Source organism: Mycobacterium ahvazicum (assembly GCF_900176255.2).
GTDB lineage: Bacteria > Actinomycetota > Actinomycetes > Mycobacteriales > Mycobacteriaceae > Mycobacterium > Mycobacterium ahvazicum.
Map to the genome: position 1 here is coordinate 366,179 of NZ_FXEG02000005.1, position 15,040 is coordinate 381,218.

General features: G+C 64.4%; 14 protein-coding genes. 10 read left to right on the forward strand and 4 right to left on the reverse strand.

Annotation, left to right across the window (positions count from 1 at the left end; genetic code table 11):
• Window positions 1-26: 26 nt before the first annotated feature.
• The 4 genes from MAAFP003_RS22735 to ku all read left to right on the forward strand — a co-directional run bounded on the left by MAAFP003_RS22735 (window position 27) and on the right by ku (window position 4,585).
• Window positions 27-1,436 (forward strand): mannitol dehydrogenase family protein, encoded by a 1,410-nt coding sequence (locus tag MAAFP003_RS22735; protein WP_096289943.1) that lies wholly within the window; start codon window positions 27-29, stop codon window positions 1,434-1,436.
• Window positions 1,433-2,335 carry a carbohydrate kinase family protein gene (locus tag MAAFP003_RS22740; RefSeq protein ID WP_096289944.1) on the forward strand — a complete coding sequence of 301 codons (903 nt, stop codon included), beginning with the start codon at window positions 1,433-1,435 and terminating at the stop codon, window positions 2,333-2,335. Before MAAFP003_RS22735 ends, MAAFP003_RS22740 begins: the two co-directional genes overlap by 4 nt.
• A gap of 104 nt (window positions 2,336-2,439) precedes the next feature.
• Window positions 2,440-3,513 carry a GGDEF domain-containing protein gene (locus MAAFP003_RS22745; protein ID WP_243394178.1) on the forward strand — a complete coding sequence of 358 codons (1,074 nt, stop codon included), beginning with the start codon at window positions 2,440-2,442 and terminating at the stop codon, window positions 3,511-3,513.
• A gap of 166 nt (window positions 3,514-3,679) precedes the next feature.
• Window positions 3,680-4,585, forward strand: coding sequence for a non-homologous end joining protein Ku (gene ku / locus MAAFP003_RS22750; protein WP_096289946.1), 906 nt, complete (start codon window positions 3,680-3,682; stop codon window positions 4,583-4,585).
• A 16-nt stretch (window positions 4,586-4,601) separates the two neighbouring features.
• On the opposite strand, the gene pstA is transcribed toward ku, so the two are convergent.
• The 4 genes from pstA to pstS (MAAFP003_RS22770) all read right to left on the reverse strand — a co-directional run bounded on the left by pstA (window position 4,602) and on the right by pstS (MAAFP003_RS22770) (window position 8,937).
• Complete coding sequence (gene pstA, locus MAAFP003_RS22755; RefSeq protein ID WP_096289947.1) at window positions 4,602-5,525, reverse strand: phosphate ABC transporter permease PstA; 924 nt, start codon at window positions 5,523-5,525, stop codon at window positions 4,602-4,604.
• On the reverse strand, window positions 5,522-6,481 hold the full coding sequence (gene pstC / locus MAAFP003_RS22760) for a phosphate ABC transporter permease subunit PstC (RefSeq protein ID WP_165796472.1): 960 nt from the start codon (window positions 6,479-6,481) through the stop codon (window positions 5,522-5,524). Before pstC ends, pstA begins: the two co-directional genes overlap by 4 nt.
• A 42-nt stretch (window positions 6,482-6,523) precedes the next feature.
• Window positions 6,524-7,639: a phosphate ABC transporter substrate-binding protein PstS gene (gene pstS, locus MAAFP003_RS22765; RefSeq protein ID WP_096289948.1), complete on the reverse strand. Its 1,116-nt coding sequence runs from the start codon at window positions 7,637-7,639 to the stop codon at window positions 6,524-6,526.
• A 185-nt stretch (window positions 7,640-7,824) separates the two neighbouring features.
• Window positions 7,825-8,937 carry a phosphate ABC transporter substrate-binding protein PstS gene (gene pstS / locus MAAFP003_RS22770; RefSeq protein WP_096289949.1) on the reverse strand — a complete coding sequence of 371 codons (1,113 nt, stop codon included), beginning with the start codon at window positions 8,935-8,937 and terminating at the stop codon, window positions 7,825-7,827.
• Between the two features lie 239 nt (window positions 8,938-9,176).
• Between pstS (MAAFP003_RS22770) and MAAFP003_RS22775 the strand changes: the two genes are divergently transcribed.
• From MAAFP003_RS22775 to MAAFP003_RS22800, 6 genes are all read left to right on the forward strand, one after another.
• Window positions 9,177-9,968, forward strand: a complete 792-nt coding sequence (locus MAAFP003_RS22775) for an SDR family oxidoreductase (protein WP_096289950.1) — start codon at window positions 9,177-9,179, stop codon at window positions 9,966-9,968.
• An 80-nt stretch (window positions 9,969-10,048) separates the two neighbouring features.
• Window positions 10,049-11,125, forward strand: a complete 1,077-nt coding sequence (locus MAAFP003_RS22780) for an NAD(P)H-dependent amine dehydrogenase family protein (protein WP_096289951.1) — start codon at window positions 10,049-10,051, stop codon at window positions 11,123-11,125.
• A gap of 137 nt (window positions 11,126-11,262) precedes the next feature.
• Complete coding sequence (locus tag MAAFP003_RS22785; RefSeq protein ID WP_096289952.1) at window positions 11,263-12,492, forward strand: Nramp family divalent metal transporter; 1,230 nt, start codon at window positions 11,263-11,265, stop codon at window positions 12,490-12,492.
• 128 nt (window positions 12,493-12,620) lie between these two features.
• On the forward strand, window positions 12,621-12,941 hold the full coding sequence (locus MAAFP003_RS22790) for a DUF732 domain-containing protein (RefSeq protein WP_096289953.1): 321 nt from the start codon (window positions 12,621-12,623) through the stop codon (window positions 12,939-12,941).
• A gap of 142 nt (window positions 12,942-13,083) precedes the next feature.
• On the forward strand, window positions 13,084-14,148 hold the full coding sequence (locus MAAFP003_RS22795; protein WP_096289954.1) for a poly-gamma-glutamate hydrolase family protein: 1,065 nt from the start codon (window positions 13,084-13,086) through the stop codon (window positions 14,146-14,148).
• Between the two features lie 25 nt (window positions 14,149-14,173).
• Window positions 14,174-14,998 carry an LLM class F420-dependent oxidoreductase gene (locus MAAFP003_RS22800; protein ID WP_096289955.1) on the forward strand — a complete coding sequence of 275 codons (825 nt, stop codon included), beginning with the start codon at window positions 14,174-14,176 and terminating at the stop codon, window positions 14,996-14,998.
• The last annotated feature ends 42 nt before the right edge of the window (window positions 14,999-15,040 follow it).

The following is a 15,040-nucleotide window of genomic DNA, read 5'->3' on the forward strand; positions in this document are numbered from 1 at the left end:
GTGGCCCGGGGAGGAGGTGGCCAACGATGGCCAGCGCAATCAATCTGAGCAATGCGTCGCTCTCCCGACTGCCGATCGACGCGCCGAAATACGACCGCGACCGCGTCACCGTCGGTATCGCGCACATCGGCGCCGGTCACTTCCATCGGGCGCATCAGGCGGCGTACATCAACTTGCTGCAGCAGCAGGGCCTGGCGCACGACTGGGGTATCTGCGGGGTGGGTGTGATGCCCGCCGACTGGACCATGCGCGATGTCCTGACCGATCAGGACGGGCTGTACACGCTGATCTTGGAGAACCCCGACGGCAGCCGGGATGCCCAAGTGATCGGCTCAATCGTCGATTACCGCTATGCCCCCGATGATCCGGAGTCGGCGCTGGAGGTGCTTGCCGCGCCGTCCACCCGGATCATTTCGCTGACGATCACCGAAGGTGGGTACCGCGATCCCGACGGGCCCGCGTTCACCTTGATCACCCGGGCGCTCGCCCGGCGCCGCGATCGAGGACTCCCCGCGCCGACGATCGTGTCCTGCGACAACATCGAGAACAACGGGGAGGTCGCCCGGCGTACGGTGCTCGCAAGTGCTGAACGCATCGACCCCGAGCTGGCGGCGTGGGTCGCCGAGCACACCCGGTTTCCGAGTTCGATGGTCGATCGCATCACTCCGGCAACGACTTTGGAGATGGCCGCGGAAGTGCGGCGCGACTTCGGCGTCAACGACCGGTGGCCGGTCGTGGCCGAGCCGTTCACCGCCTGGGTGCTGGAGGACGACTTCACCGATGGCCGGCCGCCCCTGGAGAAGGCGGGCGTGTTAATGGTCGACGATGTGCGCCCGTACGAGCTGATGAAGCTGCGGTTGCTCAACGCGGGGCATCAGTGCCTGTGCTACTTCGCCCATCTCTGCGGCTTCGAGTTCGTGCACGAAGCGGCGCAGGATCCGCTGTTCGCCAAGTACTTGCTTGCCTACTTCGACACCGAGGCCATCCCGACACTGCCGGCGGTGCCCGGGATCGATCTGCATGACTACGGACGCACCCTGATCGAGCGGTTCGCCAACCCCGCGGTGCGCGACACCGTAGCCCGGTTGTGCGCCTACTCGTCGGACCGCATACCGAAATGGCTGTTCCCCGTCATCCGCGACAACCTGGCCAACGATGGTCCGATTCAGATGGCGTCGGCGGCCGTGGCCAGTTGGGCCCGTTACGCGGAAGGCGTCGACGAGTGGGGCGAGCCGTACGAGGTGCTCGACCAGCTGTCGGATTCGCTCGTCCCGATTGCCCGGTCGCATCGCGAAAACGCATGCGCGTTCCTTGAAATCACCGCGGTATTCGCCGACCTGTCCCATCAGCATCGGTTTGTCGAGGCATACCGCTGGGCGCTGGATTCGTTGCACGGCAAGGGAGCTCGCGCGACATTGGAAGCGCTGGTGCAATGAGGGGCCTGGTGATCGGCGAGTCGCTGATCGATATCGTCGAAGGTGGCGAACATGTCGGCGGCAGTCCGCTCAACGTCGCCGTCGGACTCGGCCGCCTGGGCCGCGACGTCGACTTCCTGACCCACATCGCCGGGGACTCGCGTGGGCGACGGATCGCGGACTACATCAATTCTTCTGGCGCACAACTGGTTCCGGGAAGTATGACTGCCGGTCGCACACCGACCGCGACGGCGACGATCGCCGAGGACGGATCTGCCACCTACACCTTCGATCTGGACTGGCAGCTCTGCGGCACACCCGAAGTTCCACCGCCGTTGTTCGTGCACACCGGGTCGATCGCGGCGGTGCGCGAGCCGGGGGGCTTGGCGGTCGCGGCGCTGCTCGACGCCTACCGGTTGTCGGCCACGATCACGCTGGATCCCAACGTCCGGCCGTCGCTGATCACGAACCGGGATCTGGCGCGGCAACGCATCGAGCATCTCGTCGCACGCAGCGATATCGTCAAGGTCAGCGACGAGGATCTACGCTGGGTCGATCCCGACCGCGAGCCGCGGTATACGGCCCGCGGCTGGCTGGCACTGGGGCCCGCGATCGTGGCGGTGACGATGGGTGAAAACGGTTCGCGGGCCTTCTGCGCGGCCGGTGAGGCACACGTGGCCGCCAAGCAAGCCGAAGTGGTCGACACCATCGGCGCCGGCGACGCTTTCATGGTCGGCCTGCTCGATGCACTCTGGGAAATGGACCTACTGGGCGGCCGGCGACGGGCCGCTCTGGCCAAAATCCAGCTCGACGAATTGACCGCGGCATGCGAGGCGGCAGGGTTGGTGTCGGCACTGACCGTCGGCCGCGCCGGCGCTGATTTACCCGACCGTGCCGCCCTGCGCTCAATCGCTTTCTAGCCCGGTCGAATTCGAGCGTAGAGTCGGCTCGTCAGGCCGCAGCGCATTGCCTTTGAGTCGGCGCTGGTGAGGGTTGGCGAACACCGGGAGGTATGGCGAGTTCCGTGGCAAAGCAGCCAGACCAGTTCGACTGGATCACTGCCTACCTGGACGGTCATGGCCTTCTGACACCGTGGCGCCGGATATCGGCGGTCTTCATCGCCTCATTCACCGCGTTTCCGCTGATCATGCTCTGCAGCCCGGCCGGACCCGCAGAACCGGTGACCCGAACGGTGACACTCGCGGCATCGGCACTGGGGATCGTCGGCGCGGGCCTGCGGCTGAAACGCTGGCCGTCACGACGTCAGTCGAGCAGCTGGTTGCTCATCGGCATGGCGGGCATCGCGGCGGTGCTGTTAACGCTGTCGAACCCGTACGTGGGATTGATGTGTTGCACGACTTTCTCGATGCTGGGTGGCTACATCGCCTACTTCCACGCCTTTGGCTACGTGCTGACCAACTTCGCCGTGGCCGCAACGTGCGTGGCGGTTCTGTCGTATCGCATCATCGCGGGCACCGGCGATGTAGCGCTGACCGTCGCTTCGGTGATCGTGGTGGTAGGACTCAACATCGGTGTGCCGTTGGGCATGCAGTCGTTGGTGCATACGCTGCGGACCGATCTGCAAAGCTCCGGTCGCGACCCCCTTACCGGCCTGCACAACCGGCGCTCCTTCACCAACTCGGCGTACGAACTGATCCGGGCCCACCGCAACACCGCGGGCTCCTATCTGGTGGTTGCGGTCATCGATCTCGACGACTTCAAACGGCTCAACGACACGCACGGCCACGCCGCGGGTGATCAGGCGTTGGTCGCGGTCGCCGCGGCGCTTCAGCAGAGCTGTCGCGCCACCGCCGTGATCGGCCGGGCCGGTGGAGAGGAATTTGTCGTCGCCGACGTCAGGACCACACCCGATCCCGCGAGAATGGCCGAACGAATTTGCGACGCGATAGCCGCCATCCCGTTCGATATCACCGCGAGCATCGGCACCTCCAGCGCGCCGCTGCACACCGGCCCGCCTACCCCGGCCACGGAGCTGATCGACGATCTGATCAGGACGTCAGACGCCGCGATGTACGAGGCCAAACGCGCCGGCGGCAATCAGGTTCGCCACTACTGCGGGGACACGCCCTTCCGGTGACCGCCTGACCGCATTGACTCTCAACACGTTTCGCCGTTTTCGCCGATGATCGGTAGCCGCGGCCCAGGGCGATCCGGCCCGCGGCGACCCCGGTGAAATCCGCTCAATCCCAGCTCACGGGCCTGTCGGGCTGTTTTGCCGGCGGCGGTATGGGCATACTGACAACATGCGCTCCATCTGGAAGGGTTCGATCGCGTTCGGGCTCGTCAACGTGCCGGTCAAGGTGTACAGCGCCACCGAAGACCACGACATCAAGTTCCATCAGGTGCACGCCAAGGACAACGGCCGCATCCGCTACCAGCGAGTGTGCGAGCTAGATGGCGAGGTCGTCGAATACCGGGACATCGCCCGTGCCTACGAATCCGACGACGGGCAGATGGTGGTCATCACCGACGACGACATCTCCACGCTGCCCGAAGAACGCAGCCGCGAAATCGAGGTGCTGGAGTTCGTCCCTGCCGCCGACGTCGACCCGATGATGTTCGATCGCAGCTACTTCCTCGAGCCGGACTCCAAGTCGTCCAAATCGTATGTACTGCTGGCCAAGACACTGGCCGAGACGGACCGCATGGCGATCGTTCATTTCACACTGCGCAACAAGACCCGGCTTGCGGCCCTGCGGGTCAAGGACTTTGGCAAGCGTGACGTCATGGTGGTCCACACCTTGTTGTGGCCGGACGAGATTCGCGATCCCGACTTTCCGGTGCTGGACAAGAAGGTCGAGATCAAGCCCGCGGAGCTGAAGATGGCCGGGCAGGTGGTCGAGTCGATGGCCGAGGACTTCAATCCGGACCGCTACCGAGACACCTACCAGGAGCAGCTACAGGAACTCGTCGACGCGAAACTCGAAGGCGGAGAGGCGTTTACCACCGAGGAGAAGCCCAAGGAATTGGACGAGACCGAAGATGTCTCCGATCTGCTCGCCAAGCTGGAGGCCAGCGTCAAGGCGCGCTCCAGCGACGGGAAGGCACCGGCGAAGAAGACGGCCGCCAAGAAAGCGCCCGCCAAAAAGACTGCCGCAAAGAAGGCGCCGGCCAAGAAGTCGCCCGCCAAAGCGGCGTCGCGATCCTGATCGGTGAGGATCGCCGTCAAGCCCGGGTGAAACTCTCTCCGCGCGGTCGGCCGGTCAAGAAGCGGAATCCCGCGGCAATGAGGTTGATGGCGGCCACGATAATGATCAAGGTCAGCGCCGCGCCCCAGATCCGCAGGAAGCCCGCGTGCTCCGGATTGGTGAGCTCGGTATAGATCAGCAGCGGCAGCGACGCCATGTTGCCGTGGAAGACATCGAGGTTGATAGCCCGGCTGTAACCGACCAAGACCAGCACTGGGGCGGTTTCGCCGATGACGCGCGCGAGGGCGAGCAGAATGCCCGACACGACGCCCGGCATCGCGATCGGAAAGACAATCCGCACAATCGTTTTCCATTTCGGCACGCCCAACGCGTAACTGGCCTCGCGAAGTTCGTCGGGTACCAACCGCAGCATCTCCTCGGTGGACCGCACCACGACCGGCAACATCAGCAGGACCAGCGCCAGCGCCACGGCGAAGGCACTCTGCTGGAAACCCAACGTGGCGATCCACAGGCTGAAGATGAACAGTGCCGCCACGATCGAGGGCACCCCGGCGAGCACGTCAACCATGAAAGTGGTCACCCGCGCCAACCGTCCCGAACCGTATTCCACCAGGAACACCGCCGTCATCAAACCAAGCGGTACGGCCAGCAGGGAAGCCACGCCGGCCTGCACCAACGTCCCGTACAGCGCGTGGTACACCCCGCCGGCGAACTCCTCCGGCAGCACTCCGCGCAGCGAGTGGGTCCACCAATGCGACCGGGTGACGGCGTACCCTCCCCGCTCGATCACCACCCAGAGCACCCAGACCAGCGGCACCAACGCCACACCGAACGACGTGAGGAAAAGCATTGTCGCAACGTTGTTTTTGATCTTGCGCCGCATACCGACCGGCTCGACGACCGACGCTTTGACCGGCCCACGCAGTGTCTCGGTGCTCATGCGTTGACCTCCCCGCCGGCGACCGCACGGGCGGCAGCGTTGACCACGAAGGTGATCACGAACAACGCGAACCCAGCCGAGATATAGGCCCCAGTCGGCAGCGGCTCGCTGAATTCGGATGCCGCCGAGGCGATCTTCGAGGCAAACGTGTAACCGCCGTCGAACAACGACCAGTTACCGGGACGGGCCCCTGCGCGCAAGATAATCAGCACCGCAACGGTTTCGCCCAGCGCGCGGCCCAGTCCCAGCATCGAGGCCGCGACCACACCGCTGCGGCCGTAGGGCAGCACGGTCAACCGCACCACCTCCCACCGGGTGGCACCGAGCGCTTGGGCCGCCTCCATCTGGATGCGCGGGGTTTGGCGGAAGGCTTCTCGTGAAACCGAGGTGATGATCGGCAAGATCATCACCGAAAGCACGATCCCGGCGGTGAAGATCGTCCCGCCGCCCGCCAAGGACACGTTGCCCTGCTTGAACAGAAAGATCCACCCCAGGTTGCGATTCAGAAATTCGGCCAACGGCTCCAGTTTGGGCGCCAGCACGAATATTCCCCACAGCCCGAAGATGATCGACGGCACCGCTGCCAACAAATCGACCATCGCGGCGAACGGGCGGGCCAGCCGCGGCGGCGCATATTGGGTGAGGAAGACCGCGATGCCGATCGCTACCGGCACGGCCACCACCAGTGCGCTGGTCGCGCTCAGCACGGTGACCATCAGCAAGTCGTGGATACCAAACGCCAGCTTCGCGGGGTCGCTGGTATCGAATTCGTTGCTGGTGAAGAAATTCGCGTGATTGGCCTGCAGCGATGGGATAGCGCGAATCAACAGAAATATCGCGATCAACGCGATCGCGATCACGATCGTGGATCCGGCGGCGGCGGCGACCGACTTGAATATTTGGTCGCCCCGCCGCACCACGCGCCGAGTCACCGCCGCCGGGACGGGCTTCGTCACCGGCGGACTCACACGCAGCGTTTCGGACACCACAACCTCAGGTCACGCGATGGCGTTGACGGCAGTCGACAGCCTCGAACCGAAGGCGTCCGGAATCGGGATGTATCCGTTGTCCGCCAAACCATTCTGACCGGGACCGATGGTGCTCTGCAGGAATGCCTTGACTGCCGAACCGACCTGGGAGTCGGGGTACTTCGAGCAGACAACTTCATACGTCGCCAGCACGATCGGGTACGCACCCGACTGTTTCGGCCGGTAGAACGAAATCGTGTCGAGGACCAGGTCGTTGCCCTGCCCGATGATCGAGGCACCGGCAATCGTCTTGCCCACCGAGTCGCTACTGATCGCGACCGGGTCGGGGCCCGCCGACGTGACGACCTTGGCCACGTTCAGGTGCTGCGCCTGGGCGAAGGACCATTCGTTGTAGGTGATGGATCCCTCGGTGCTCTTGACGGCCGCACTGGTGCCGTCGTTACCCTTGGCGCCCTCGCCGACGCCGCCGTTGAACTTCTTGCCGGCGCCCTTGCCCCACCCGCCGTTGGAAGCGGCGTCGAGATACTTCTGGAAGTTGTCCGTCGTGCCGGACTCGTCACTGCGGAATACGACGTGAATGGGCTCGCTTGGCAAAGTTGCGCCGGCGTTGATCGCTTGGATCGCCGGATCGTTCCACGTGCTGATACCGCCGTTGAAGATCTTCGCCAGGGTGGGACCGTCGACGTTCAGCGAAGTCACGCCGTTGATGTTGAAGGTGACCGCGATCGGGCCGAACACCGTGGGCAAGTTCCACGCCGGCGAGCCGCCGCAGCGGGTTTGAGCCGCCGCGTACTCATCGTGGCTCAACGGCGAGTCGGAGCCGCCGAAATCGGTTTGACCGCCCGTGAATTCGCGGACGCCGGCACCCGAGCCGTTGGGCGTGTAGTTCAACGTCTGACCCGGGCAGGCCTGTTCGAACGCCTTGACGAACCGCGTCATCGCGTTCGCCTGGGCTGTCGAACCGCTTGCCTTCAGCGTCTTGGTGCCACCACAGGTCACCTTGCCCGACGGCGCACCCGACGTGGTACCGCCCCCGGTCGCGTTGTTGTCGCTGCCACACCCCGCGATAGCGAATGTTCCAGCAGCCAGCACCCCGAGTAAGCCGCCAAACCGGTTGAGTTTCAATTCAGTTCCTCACCTTTACGATTGGATGCCGCAGCACTAGCCGCAGCTTACAAAACCAACCGTCATCCTCGCGACCGGGAAGCTACAGTAAGAACAGGTTAACGTTCGGCAAAATTTGTCCCCGCCATCACCTTTCGGCTCGGTGACGCACCCCGCTCGCGATCGCGAATTCGAACCGCCTAAACTTACGAGATCGCGTTGACGGCAACCGACAAACGGAATATGAATGTATCCGGAACGCGAACATATCCGTTGTCCCCCAAGCCATTCTGGCCAGCACCGATGGTGCTCTGCAGAAACGCCTTGACCGCCGCACCGACCTCCGGATCGGGATACCGCGAGCAGACCACCTCGTAGGTCGCCAACACGATCGGGTACGCGCCAGGCTGATTCGGGCGATAAAACGAAATCGTGTCGAGCGCCAGGTCGTTGCTCTGTCCGATAATCGCAGCTCCGGCAATCGTCTTGCCCACCGAGTCGGCACTGATCGCCACCGGATCCAGTCCTGCCGACGTGACGATCTTGGCGGTGCCTAGATGTTGGGCTTGCGCGAACGACCACTCGTTGTAGGAGATCGACCCGTCGTTGGCCTTGACCGCCGCGCTGGTGCCGTCGTTACCCTTGGCGCCTTCGCCGACGCCGCCGTTGAACTTCTTTCCCGCGCCCCTACCCCATGCGCCCTTGGAAGCGGCGTCGAGATACTTCTGGAAATTGTCCGTTGTCCCCGACTCGTCACTGCGGAACACGACCTGAATCGGCTCGGCGGGCAGGCTGACGCCGGGGTTGAGTTCCTGGATCGCGAGATCATTCCACTTGGTGATGCCGCCGTTGAAGATCCTGGCCGCGGTCTGACCATCGAGGGTCAGCGAAGTAAGCCCGTCGACGTTGTAGGTGATCGCGATCGGCCCGATCACCACAGGCAGCTGCCACGCCGGCGAGCCGCAGCGACGCTGGGCGGCCTCGTATTCGCCGGGCCCCAACGTCGAGTCCGAGCCCGCGAAATCGGTTTGATCGCCCGTGAATTCGCTGATTCCAGCACCTGACCCGTTGGCTGTGTAATTCACCGTGTGGCCCGGACACGACTGCTCATACGCCTTGACGAACCGCGTCATCGCGTTGGCCTGCGCCGTGGATCCGCTGGCCTTGAGTTTTGGTTTGCCGCCGCAGACCACCTTCACCGGTGCGGCCGGTGTGGTCGTCTTCTCACCAACCGCGTTGTCGTCATTGCCACACGCCGACAACATCACCGCAGCGGTGGCCAGAACGCACAGGACGGCACCAAATCGGTTGATTCTCAATTCAATCCTTCGTCGTTACAAACGAGACAATGTTCGGCGAATTCGTCAGCCATCGTCGCAGGCCATCGCCCGCGTGTGCAATTTTGGTCGCAATTCCCCGGCGGCCACACCGACCCGGTATGCGGACGCCACAACGCGACTACCGTATGCCAAACTAGAACCTGTTCCAGAAATGCCGCGATCCGAGACGGTCAGTCTTGCTTCCGTTTCGGCCGACACCTCAACGAAGAGAGGCCGCAATGATCCTTGACAGGTTCCGTCTCGACGATAAAGTCGCCGTCATCACTGGTGGCGGCCGTGGTCTCGGGGCGGCCATCGCGGTGGCGTTCGCCGAAGCCGGCGCCGACGTGCTCATCGCCTCGCGCACGCAGTCCCAACTAGAGGCCGTCGCCGAAGAGGTCCGCGCCGCGGGCCGCAAGGCACACATCGTCGCCGCCGACCTGGCCCATCCCGAGGCCACCGCGAAGCTCGCCGAACAAGCCGTCGAGGCGTTCGGGAAACTGGACATCGTCGTCAACAACGTCGGCGGCACCATGCCCAACACGCTGCTCACCACGTCGACGAAGGACCTCAAGGACGCGTTCACCTTCAACGTCGCCACCGCGCACGCGCTCACCATCGCGGCGGTGCCGCTGATGCTGGAGCACTCCGGCGGCGGCAGCATCATCAACATCACCTCGACCATGGGCCGACTGGCCGGGCGGGGTTTCGCCGCCTACGCCACCGCCAAAGCCGCGCTGGCGCATTACACCCGGTCCTCAGCGCTGGACCTGTGCCCACGCATCCGGGTCAACGCGATCGCACCCGGCTCGATCCTGACCTCCGCGCTGGACGTGGTGGCCTCCAACGACGAATTACGCGAGCCGATGGAGAAGGTGACCCCGATGCGCCGGCTCGGAGATCCAGTCGACATTGCCGCTGCCGCAGTGTATTTGGCGTCTCCAGCCGGCAACTTCTTGACCGGCAAGACGCTCGAGGTCGACGGGGGCCTCACCTATCCCAATCTCGACATCCCCGTTCCGGACCTGTGATCCGATGACGCACGCGGCCCCCCGCTCGCGGGGGCTGCTCGCCGTGCCGACCCTCACCTTCGACCGCTAAGGAACCAGTAATGCCTATCCCCGTCGTCCAATTGGGCACCGGCAATGTCGGTATCCACGCACTGAGAGCACTCATCACAAACCCCGAATTCGAACTGCGCGGCGTCTGGGTCTCGTCCGACGCCAAGGCCGGCAAGGACGCGGCATCACTTGCCGGACTTCCGGATTCGACCGGCGTGCTGGCCAGCACCGACCTCGACGCCGTGCTTGCCACCGGGCCGCAATGCGCGGTGTACAACGCACTGGCCGACAACCGGCTGCCCGAGGCGCTCGAGGACTACCGCCGCGTCCTGGCGGCCGGCATCAACATCGTCGGCAGCGGTCCGGTTTTCTTGCAATACCCGTGGGAGGTGATTCCGGAGGATCTCATCAAGCCACTGGAAGATGCCGCCCGCGAAGGTAATTCGAGCCTGTTCGTCAACGGTATCGACCCCGGCTTCGCCAACGACCTGCTACCGCTGGCGCTGGCCGGCACCTGTCAGAGCATCCAGCAGATCCGGTGCATGGAGATCGTCGACTATGCGACCTACGACAGCGCCGCGGTGATGTTCGACGTCATGGGATTCGGTAAGCCGATGGACGACATCCCGATGCTGCTGCAGCCCGGCGTGCTCAGCTTGGCGTGGGGCTCGGTGATCCGGCAGATCGCGGCGGGGCTGGGCATCACGCTGGACGCGGTCACTCAGGAGTATGTCCGGATCCCGGCGCCCGAGGACTTCGACATCGCGTCGGGGCATATCGCCAAGGGCACCGCCGCCGCGTTGCGCTTCGAGGTGTTCGGCATGGTCGATGGCAAGCCCGCCGTGGTCCTGGAACACGTCACCCGGTTGCGCCCCGACCTGCAGCCCGAGTGGCCGCAGCCCGCTCAGGAGGGCGGTTCCTACCGCATCGAGATCACCGGCGAGCCCTCGTACGCCGTCGACGTCTGTCTGGGCAGCCCGAACGGCGACCACAACCACGCCGGACTGGTGGCCACCGCGATGCGGGTGGTCAACGCGATCCCGGCGGTGGTGGCCGCCGCGCCGGGAATCGTGACAACTCTCGACCTGCCACTGGTCACGGGCAAGGGGCTCTATCTGCCCGGGTGATCGAATACCGGCGTGCGACGGACCGCTGTCGGTCGCGGCTGCGGGCGGGCCACCGACCCGGGGGCACAGTTCGCCGGGTAGCGTTTATCGGATAGCCTCACTTTTTTATTCGGTAATACGCATCGAAGGTCGGACAGTTGGCGCAGGGCACCCGGGCCTCGTTGAAGACCACCTGGTATCTGCTGGGGCCGGCATTCGTCGCCGCGATCGCCTATGTCGATCCGGGAAACGTCGCGGCCAACGTCAGCTCCGGCGCGCAATTCGGCTACCTGCTGCTGTGGGTCATCGTCGCCGCCAACGTGATGGCCGGCTTGGTGCAGTACCTTTCGGCCAAACTCGGGCTGGTGACCGGACGCTCGTTGCCCTCGGCGATCGGCAAGGAGATGAGCCGCCCGCTGCGGCTGACCTTCTGGGCGCAGGCTGAAATTGTCGCGATAGCAACCGATGTCGCCGAAGTCATCGGCGGTGCGATCGCGCTGCGGATCCTGTTCGGTCTGCCACTGCCGCTGGGCGGGGTGATCACCGGAGTGATCTCGTTGCTGTTGCTCTCGATCAAGGACCGTCGGGGCCAGATCATTTTCGAGCGCGTCATCACCGGGCTGCTGCTGATCATCGCAATCGGCTTCGCGGCCAGTTTCTTCGTCGCCACGCCACCGTCCGACTCCGTACTCGGCGGCTTGGTGCCGCGCTTCCACGGCGCCGAAAGCGTGCTGCTGGCCGCCGCGATCCTGGGCGCCACCGTGATGCCGCATGCGGTGTACATGCACTCGGGTCTGGTCCTGGATCGGCACGGGCATCCCGAGCCCGGCCCTCAGCGGCGCTGGCTGCTGCGGGTCACCCGCGTCGATGTCGTGCTGGCGATGGCCGTCGCCGGGACGGTGAACGCGGCCATGCTGCTCGTGGCCGCGATCAACCTGCAGGGCCACGACGACGTCGCGTCCATCGACGGCGCCTACAGCGCGATCCACCACACGCTGGGCCCGGCGATCGCGGTGCTGTTCGCGGTCGGCTTGCTCGCCTCCGGCTTGGCGTCGTCGTCGGTGGGCGCCTATGCCGGCGCGATGATCATGCAGGGTCTGCTGCATCGGTCGATACCGATGATGGTGCGCCGCTTGGTCACGCTGTGCCCGGCGGTGGCGCTGCTGGCGATCGGTCTCGACCCGACGCGCTCACTGGTGATTTCGCAGGTCGTGCTTTCGTTCGGCATCCCGTTCGCGGTGCTGCCGCTGGTCAGACTCACCAGCAATCGCAAGCTGATGGGCGATGACACCAACCACCCGATCACGACGGCCATCGGCTGGGCGGTCGCGATACTGGTGACCCTGTTGAACGTGGTGCTGATCTACCTCACCGTCACAGGGCACTGACAACCGCACGTTCACAGTTCAGCCGTTCCGTGTGATTTGTCCGAGGTTTCTCTATTCTTCATATTTGCGCCGCTTTCGGCTCGCACACTTACGCGGCCTAAACGTGAATACGGAAGGAAACGCGTCAAATGCCTTCACCTCGCTGGCTGGCCAGACTTTCCGCCCCGCTAATCGTTGGCGCCGCCCTGGTAACCACCGCTGCGGTTGCGGCCGCCGACGCCACCGACACCAACTTCCTGACCCAAATGCGCGCCCTGGGATTCACCTGGCCGCCGAATGAGGACCCCGACATCCTCTTTATGGCGCACCACATTTGCGCCGACCGGTGGAATGGATGGTCGTCACAACAGATTGCCGACGACATCCACAACACGCTGGGCCCGCGCGGCATAAATTTCGGCGACACCACCTCGATGGTGAACCTGGCGGTGTCGACCTACTGCCCGTAGGGCGCGTGGTCAGCCGACGTTCGTCCAGGTCCGCGGGCGATATCGGACGGGGCACCGCCCCGAAATTCGAGAGTTGTTTTACATAGCTATACGAAGCACATAGGCTCACCTGGTGCCGATTTGTCTGACGGTGAGCCGCTGAATGCAGGCGCGCCGGCATTTCTACTTCGCATACGGCTCCAACCTGTGCTTAAGGCAAATGGCTCGGCGCTGTCCCGATGCCACTGATCCACGCCCGGCGGTGCTCTCCGATCACGATTGGCTGATCAATCAGCGCGGTGTGGCGACCGTCGAACCCTTCGCCGGCAACCACGTGCACGGGGTGCTCTGGCAACTCTCCGATCACGACCTGGCCACCCTGGACAGCGCCGAGGGCGTTCCGGTGCGCTATCGACGCGACGAGTTGACCGTGCACACCAACGACGGCCCGTCACCGGCCTGGGTCTACATCGATCACCGGGTGACCCCCGGACCGCCCCGCCCCGGCTACCTGTCAAAGGTCATCGATGGCGCCGTCCATCACGGGCTTCCGCAACGCTGGATCGACTACCTACGGCGCTGGGACCCCACCCGCTGGCCTCGCCCAGCGTCCAAGAGATCGGCGTCCGGGCCTGGGCCACAATCACTTTCGGAGCTGCTGATTCAGCCTGGGGTGCTCGAGGCGAGTCAGCTGCGGTCGCGTTTCGGTTTCATGGCCATCCACGGCGGCGGCCTGGAAGAGATGACCGACGTCATTGCCGAGCGCGCGGCCGAGGCCGCCGGGGCATCGGTATACGTGGTGCGCCATCCCGAGCGCTACCCCCATCACTTACCCTCGGCGCGGTTCGACCCGGCCGAGTCGCCACGGCTCGCCGAGTTTCTCGGCCATGTCGACGTCGCGGTTTCACTGCACGGTTTTGGCCGCTTCGGGCGCAGCACACAACTACTGGCCGGGGGCCGCAATCGCGCGCTGGCCGTCCACCTCGCCAAACACATTCAGCTGAGCGGCTATCAGGTCGTCACCGACCTTGACGATATCCCGCTCGAACTACGGGGGTTACATCCTGACAACCCGGTAAACCGGGTACGCGAAGGCGGAACACAACTCGAATTGTCCGTTCGCGTCAGGGGTCTCAGTCCGCGCAGCCCGCTGCCGGGACCTGATGGCCTATCGTCGGTCACCTCTGCCCTGGTTCAGGGGTTGGCGGCCGCGGCTCGCTCCTGGTAATTATTTCTAACTCATTTTACGGAGGTTGTTGGTGGCCAAGGATTTTCGATTTGGCATGAGCATGCGGTTCTACAAGTCGCGCGAGGCGCTCCTCGACAAGGCCAAGCGCGCTGAGGATTCCGGCTTCGACATTCTTTGTGTGCCAGACCATTTGGGCGCCGCGGCACCTTTTCCCACCCTGACCGCGGTCGCGATGGTGACCACGACACTGCGGCTGAGCATGTATGTGCTCAACTCCGCGTTCTACAAACCGGCATTGCTCAGCCGGGACATGCAAGGCCTGGACCTACTCAGTGACGGCCGCCTCGAAATCGGGCTCGGCACCGGCTACGTCCGGGAAGAGTTCGAAGCCGCGGAGATCCCCTACCCGAGCGCCGGTGCCCGGGTCGACTACCTCGAGCACATGACGAAATATTTGAAGGAGCACCACCCCTCGACACCGCTGATCATCGCCGGCAACGGTGACCGCGTGCTGAGAATCGCGGCCCGCAACGCCAACATCATCGGGCTGACCGGCTCGAAGGTGAACGACGTCGAGGACCCGTTCGCCGAAAGAGTCGACTTCGTCCGCAAGGCCGCCGGTGACCGTTTCGAGTCCCTCGAGCTGAATCTGGCGATCACGGCGATGCCGCGCGACGGCGAGACCGAGCCCGACCTCAAGCTCACCCGTGCCTACGCCCCGGAGCTCTCCGATGAGGAGATCCTGTCCCAGGCGTCGGTGCTCAGCGGTTCTCCCGCCGAAATCGCCGACACGCTGCGCGGCTACCGGGAGAAGTACGGCGTGTCCTCCTTCACCGTGCAGGACAACAACATCGCCAACTTCTCGAAGGTGATCGCCGAACTGCGCTGACGCTAGTCGCACCAAGGGGTCTGCGCCTGCCGTCACGGTAAG

Excerpts from the sequence above, each read along its gene's own strand:
- MAAFP003_RS22735 (WP_096289943.1), top strand. The coding sequence starts at position 27 with ATGGCCAGCGCAATCAATCTGAGCAATGCGTCGCTCTCCCGACTGCCG.
- MAAFP003_RS22740 (WP_096289944.1), top strand. The coding sequence starts at position 1,433 with ATGAGGGGCCTGGTGATCGGCGAGTCGCTGATCGATATCGTCGAAGGT.
- ku (WP_096289946.1), top strand. The coding sequence starts at position 3,680 with ATGCGCTCCATCTGGAAGGGTTCGATCGCGTTCGGGCTCGTCAACGTG.
- pstA (WP_096289947.1), bottom strand. The coding sequence starts at position 5,525 with ATGAGCACCGAGACACTGCGTGGGCCGGTCAAAGCGTCGGTCGTCGAG.
- MAAFP003_RS22775 (WP_096289950.1), top strand. The coding sequence starts at position 9,177 with ATGATCCTTGACAGGTTCCGTCTCGACGATAAAGTCGCCGTCATCACT.
- MAAFP003_RS22780 (WP_096289951.1), top strand. The coding sequence starts at position 10,049 with ATGCCTATCCCCGTCGTCCAATTGGGCACCGGCAATGTCGGTATCCAC.
- MAAFP003_RS22790 (WP_096289953.1), top strand. The coding sequence starts at position 12,621 with ATGCCTTCACCTCGCTGGCTGGCCAGACTTTCCGCCCCGCTAATCGTT.
- MAAFP003_RS22795 (WP_096289954.1), top strand. The coding sequence starts at position 13,084 with ATGCAGGCGCGCCGGCATTTCTACTTCGCATACGGCTCCAACCTGTGC.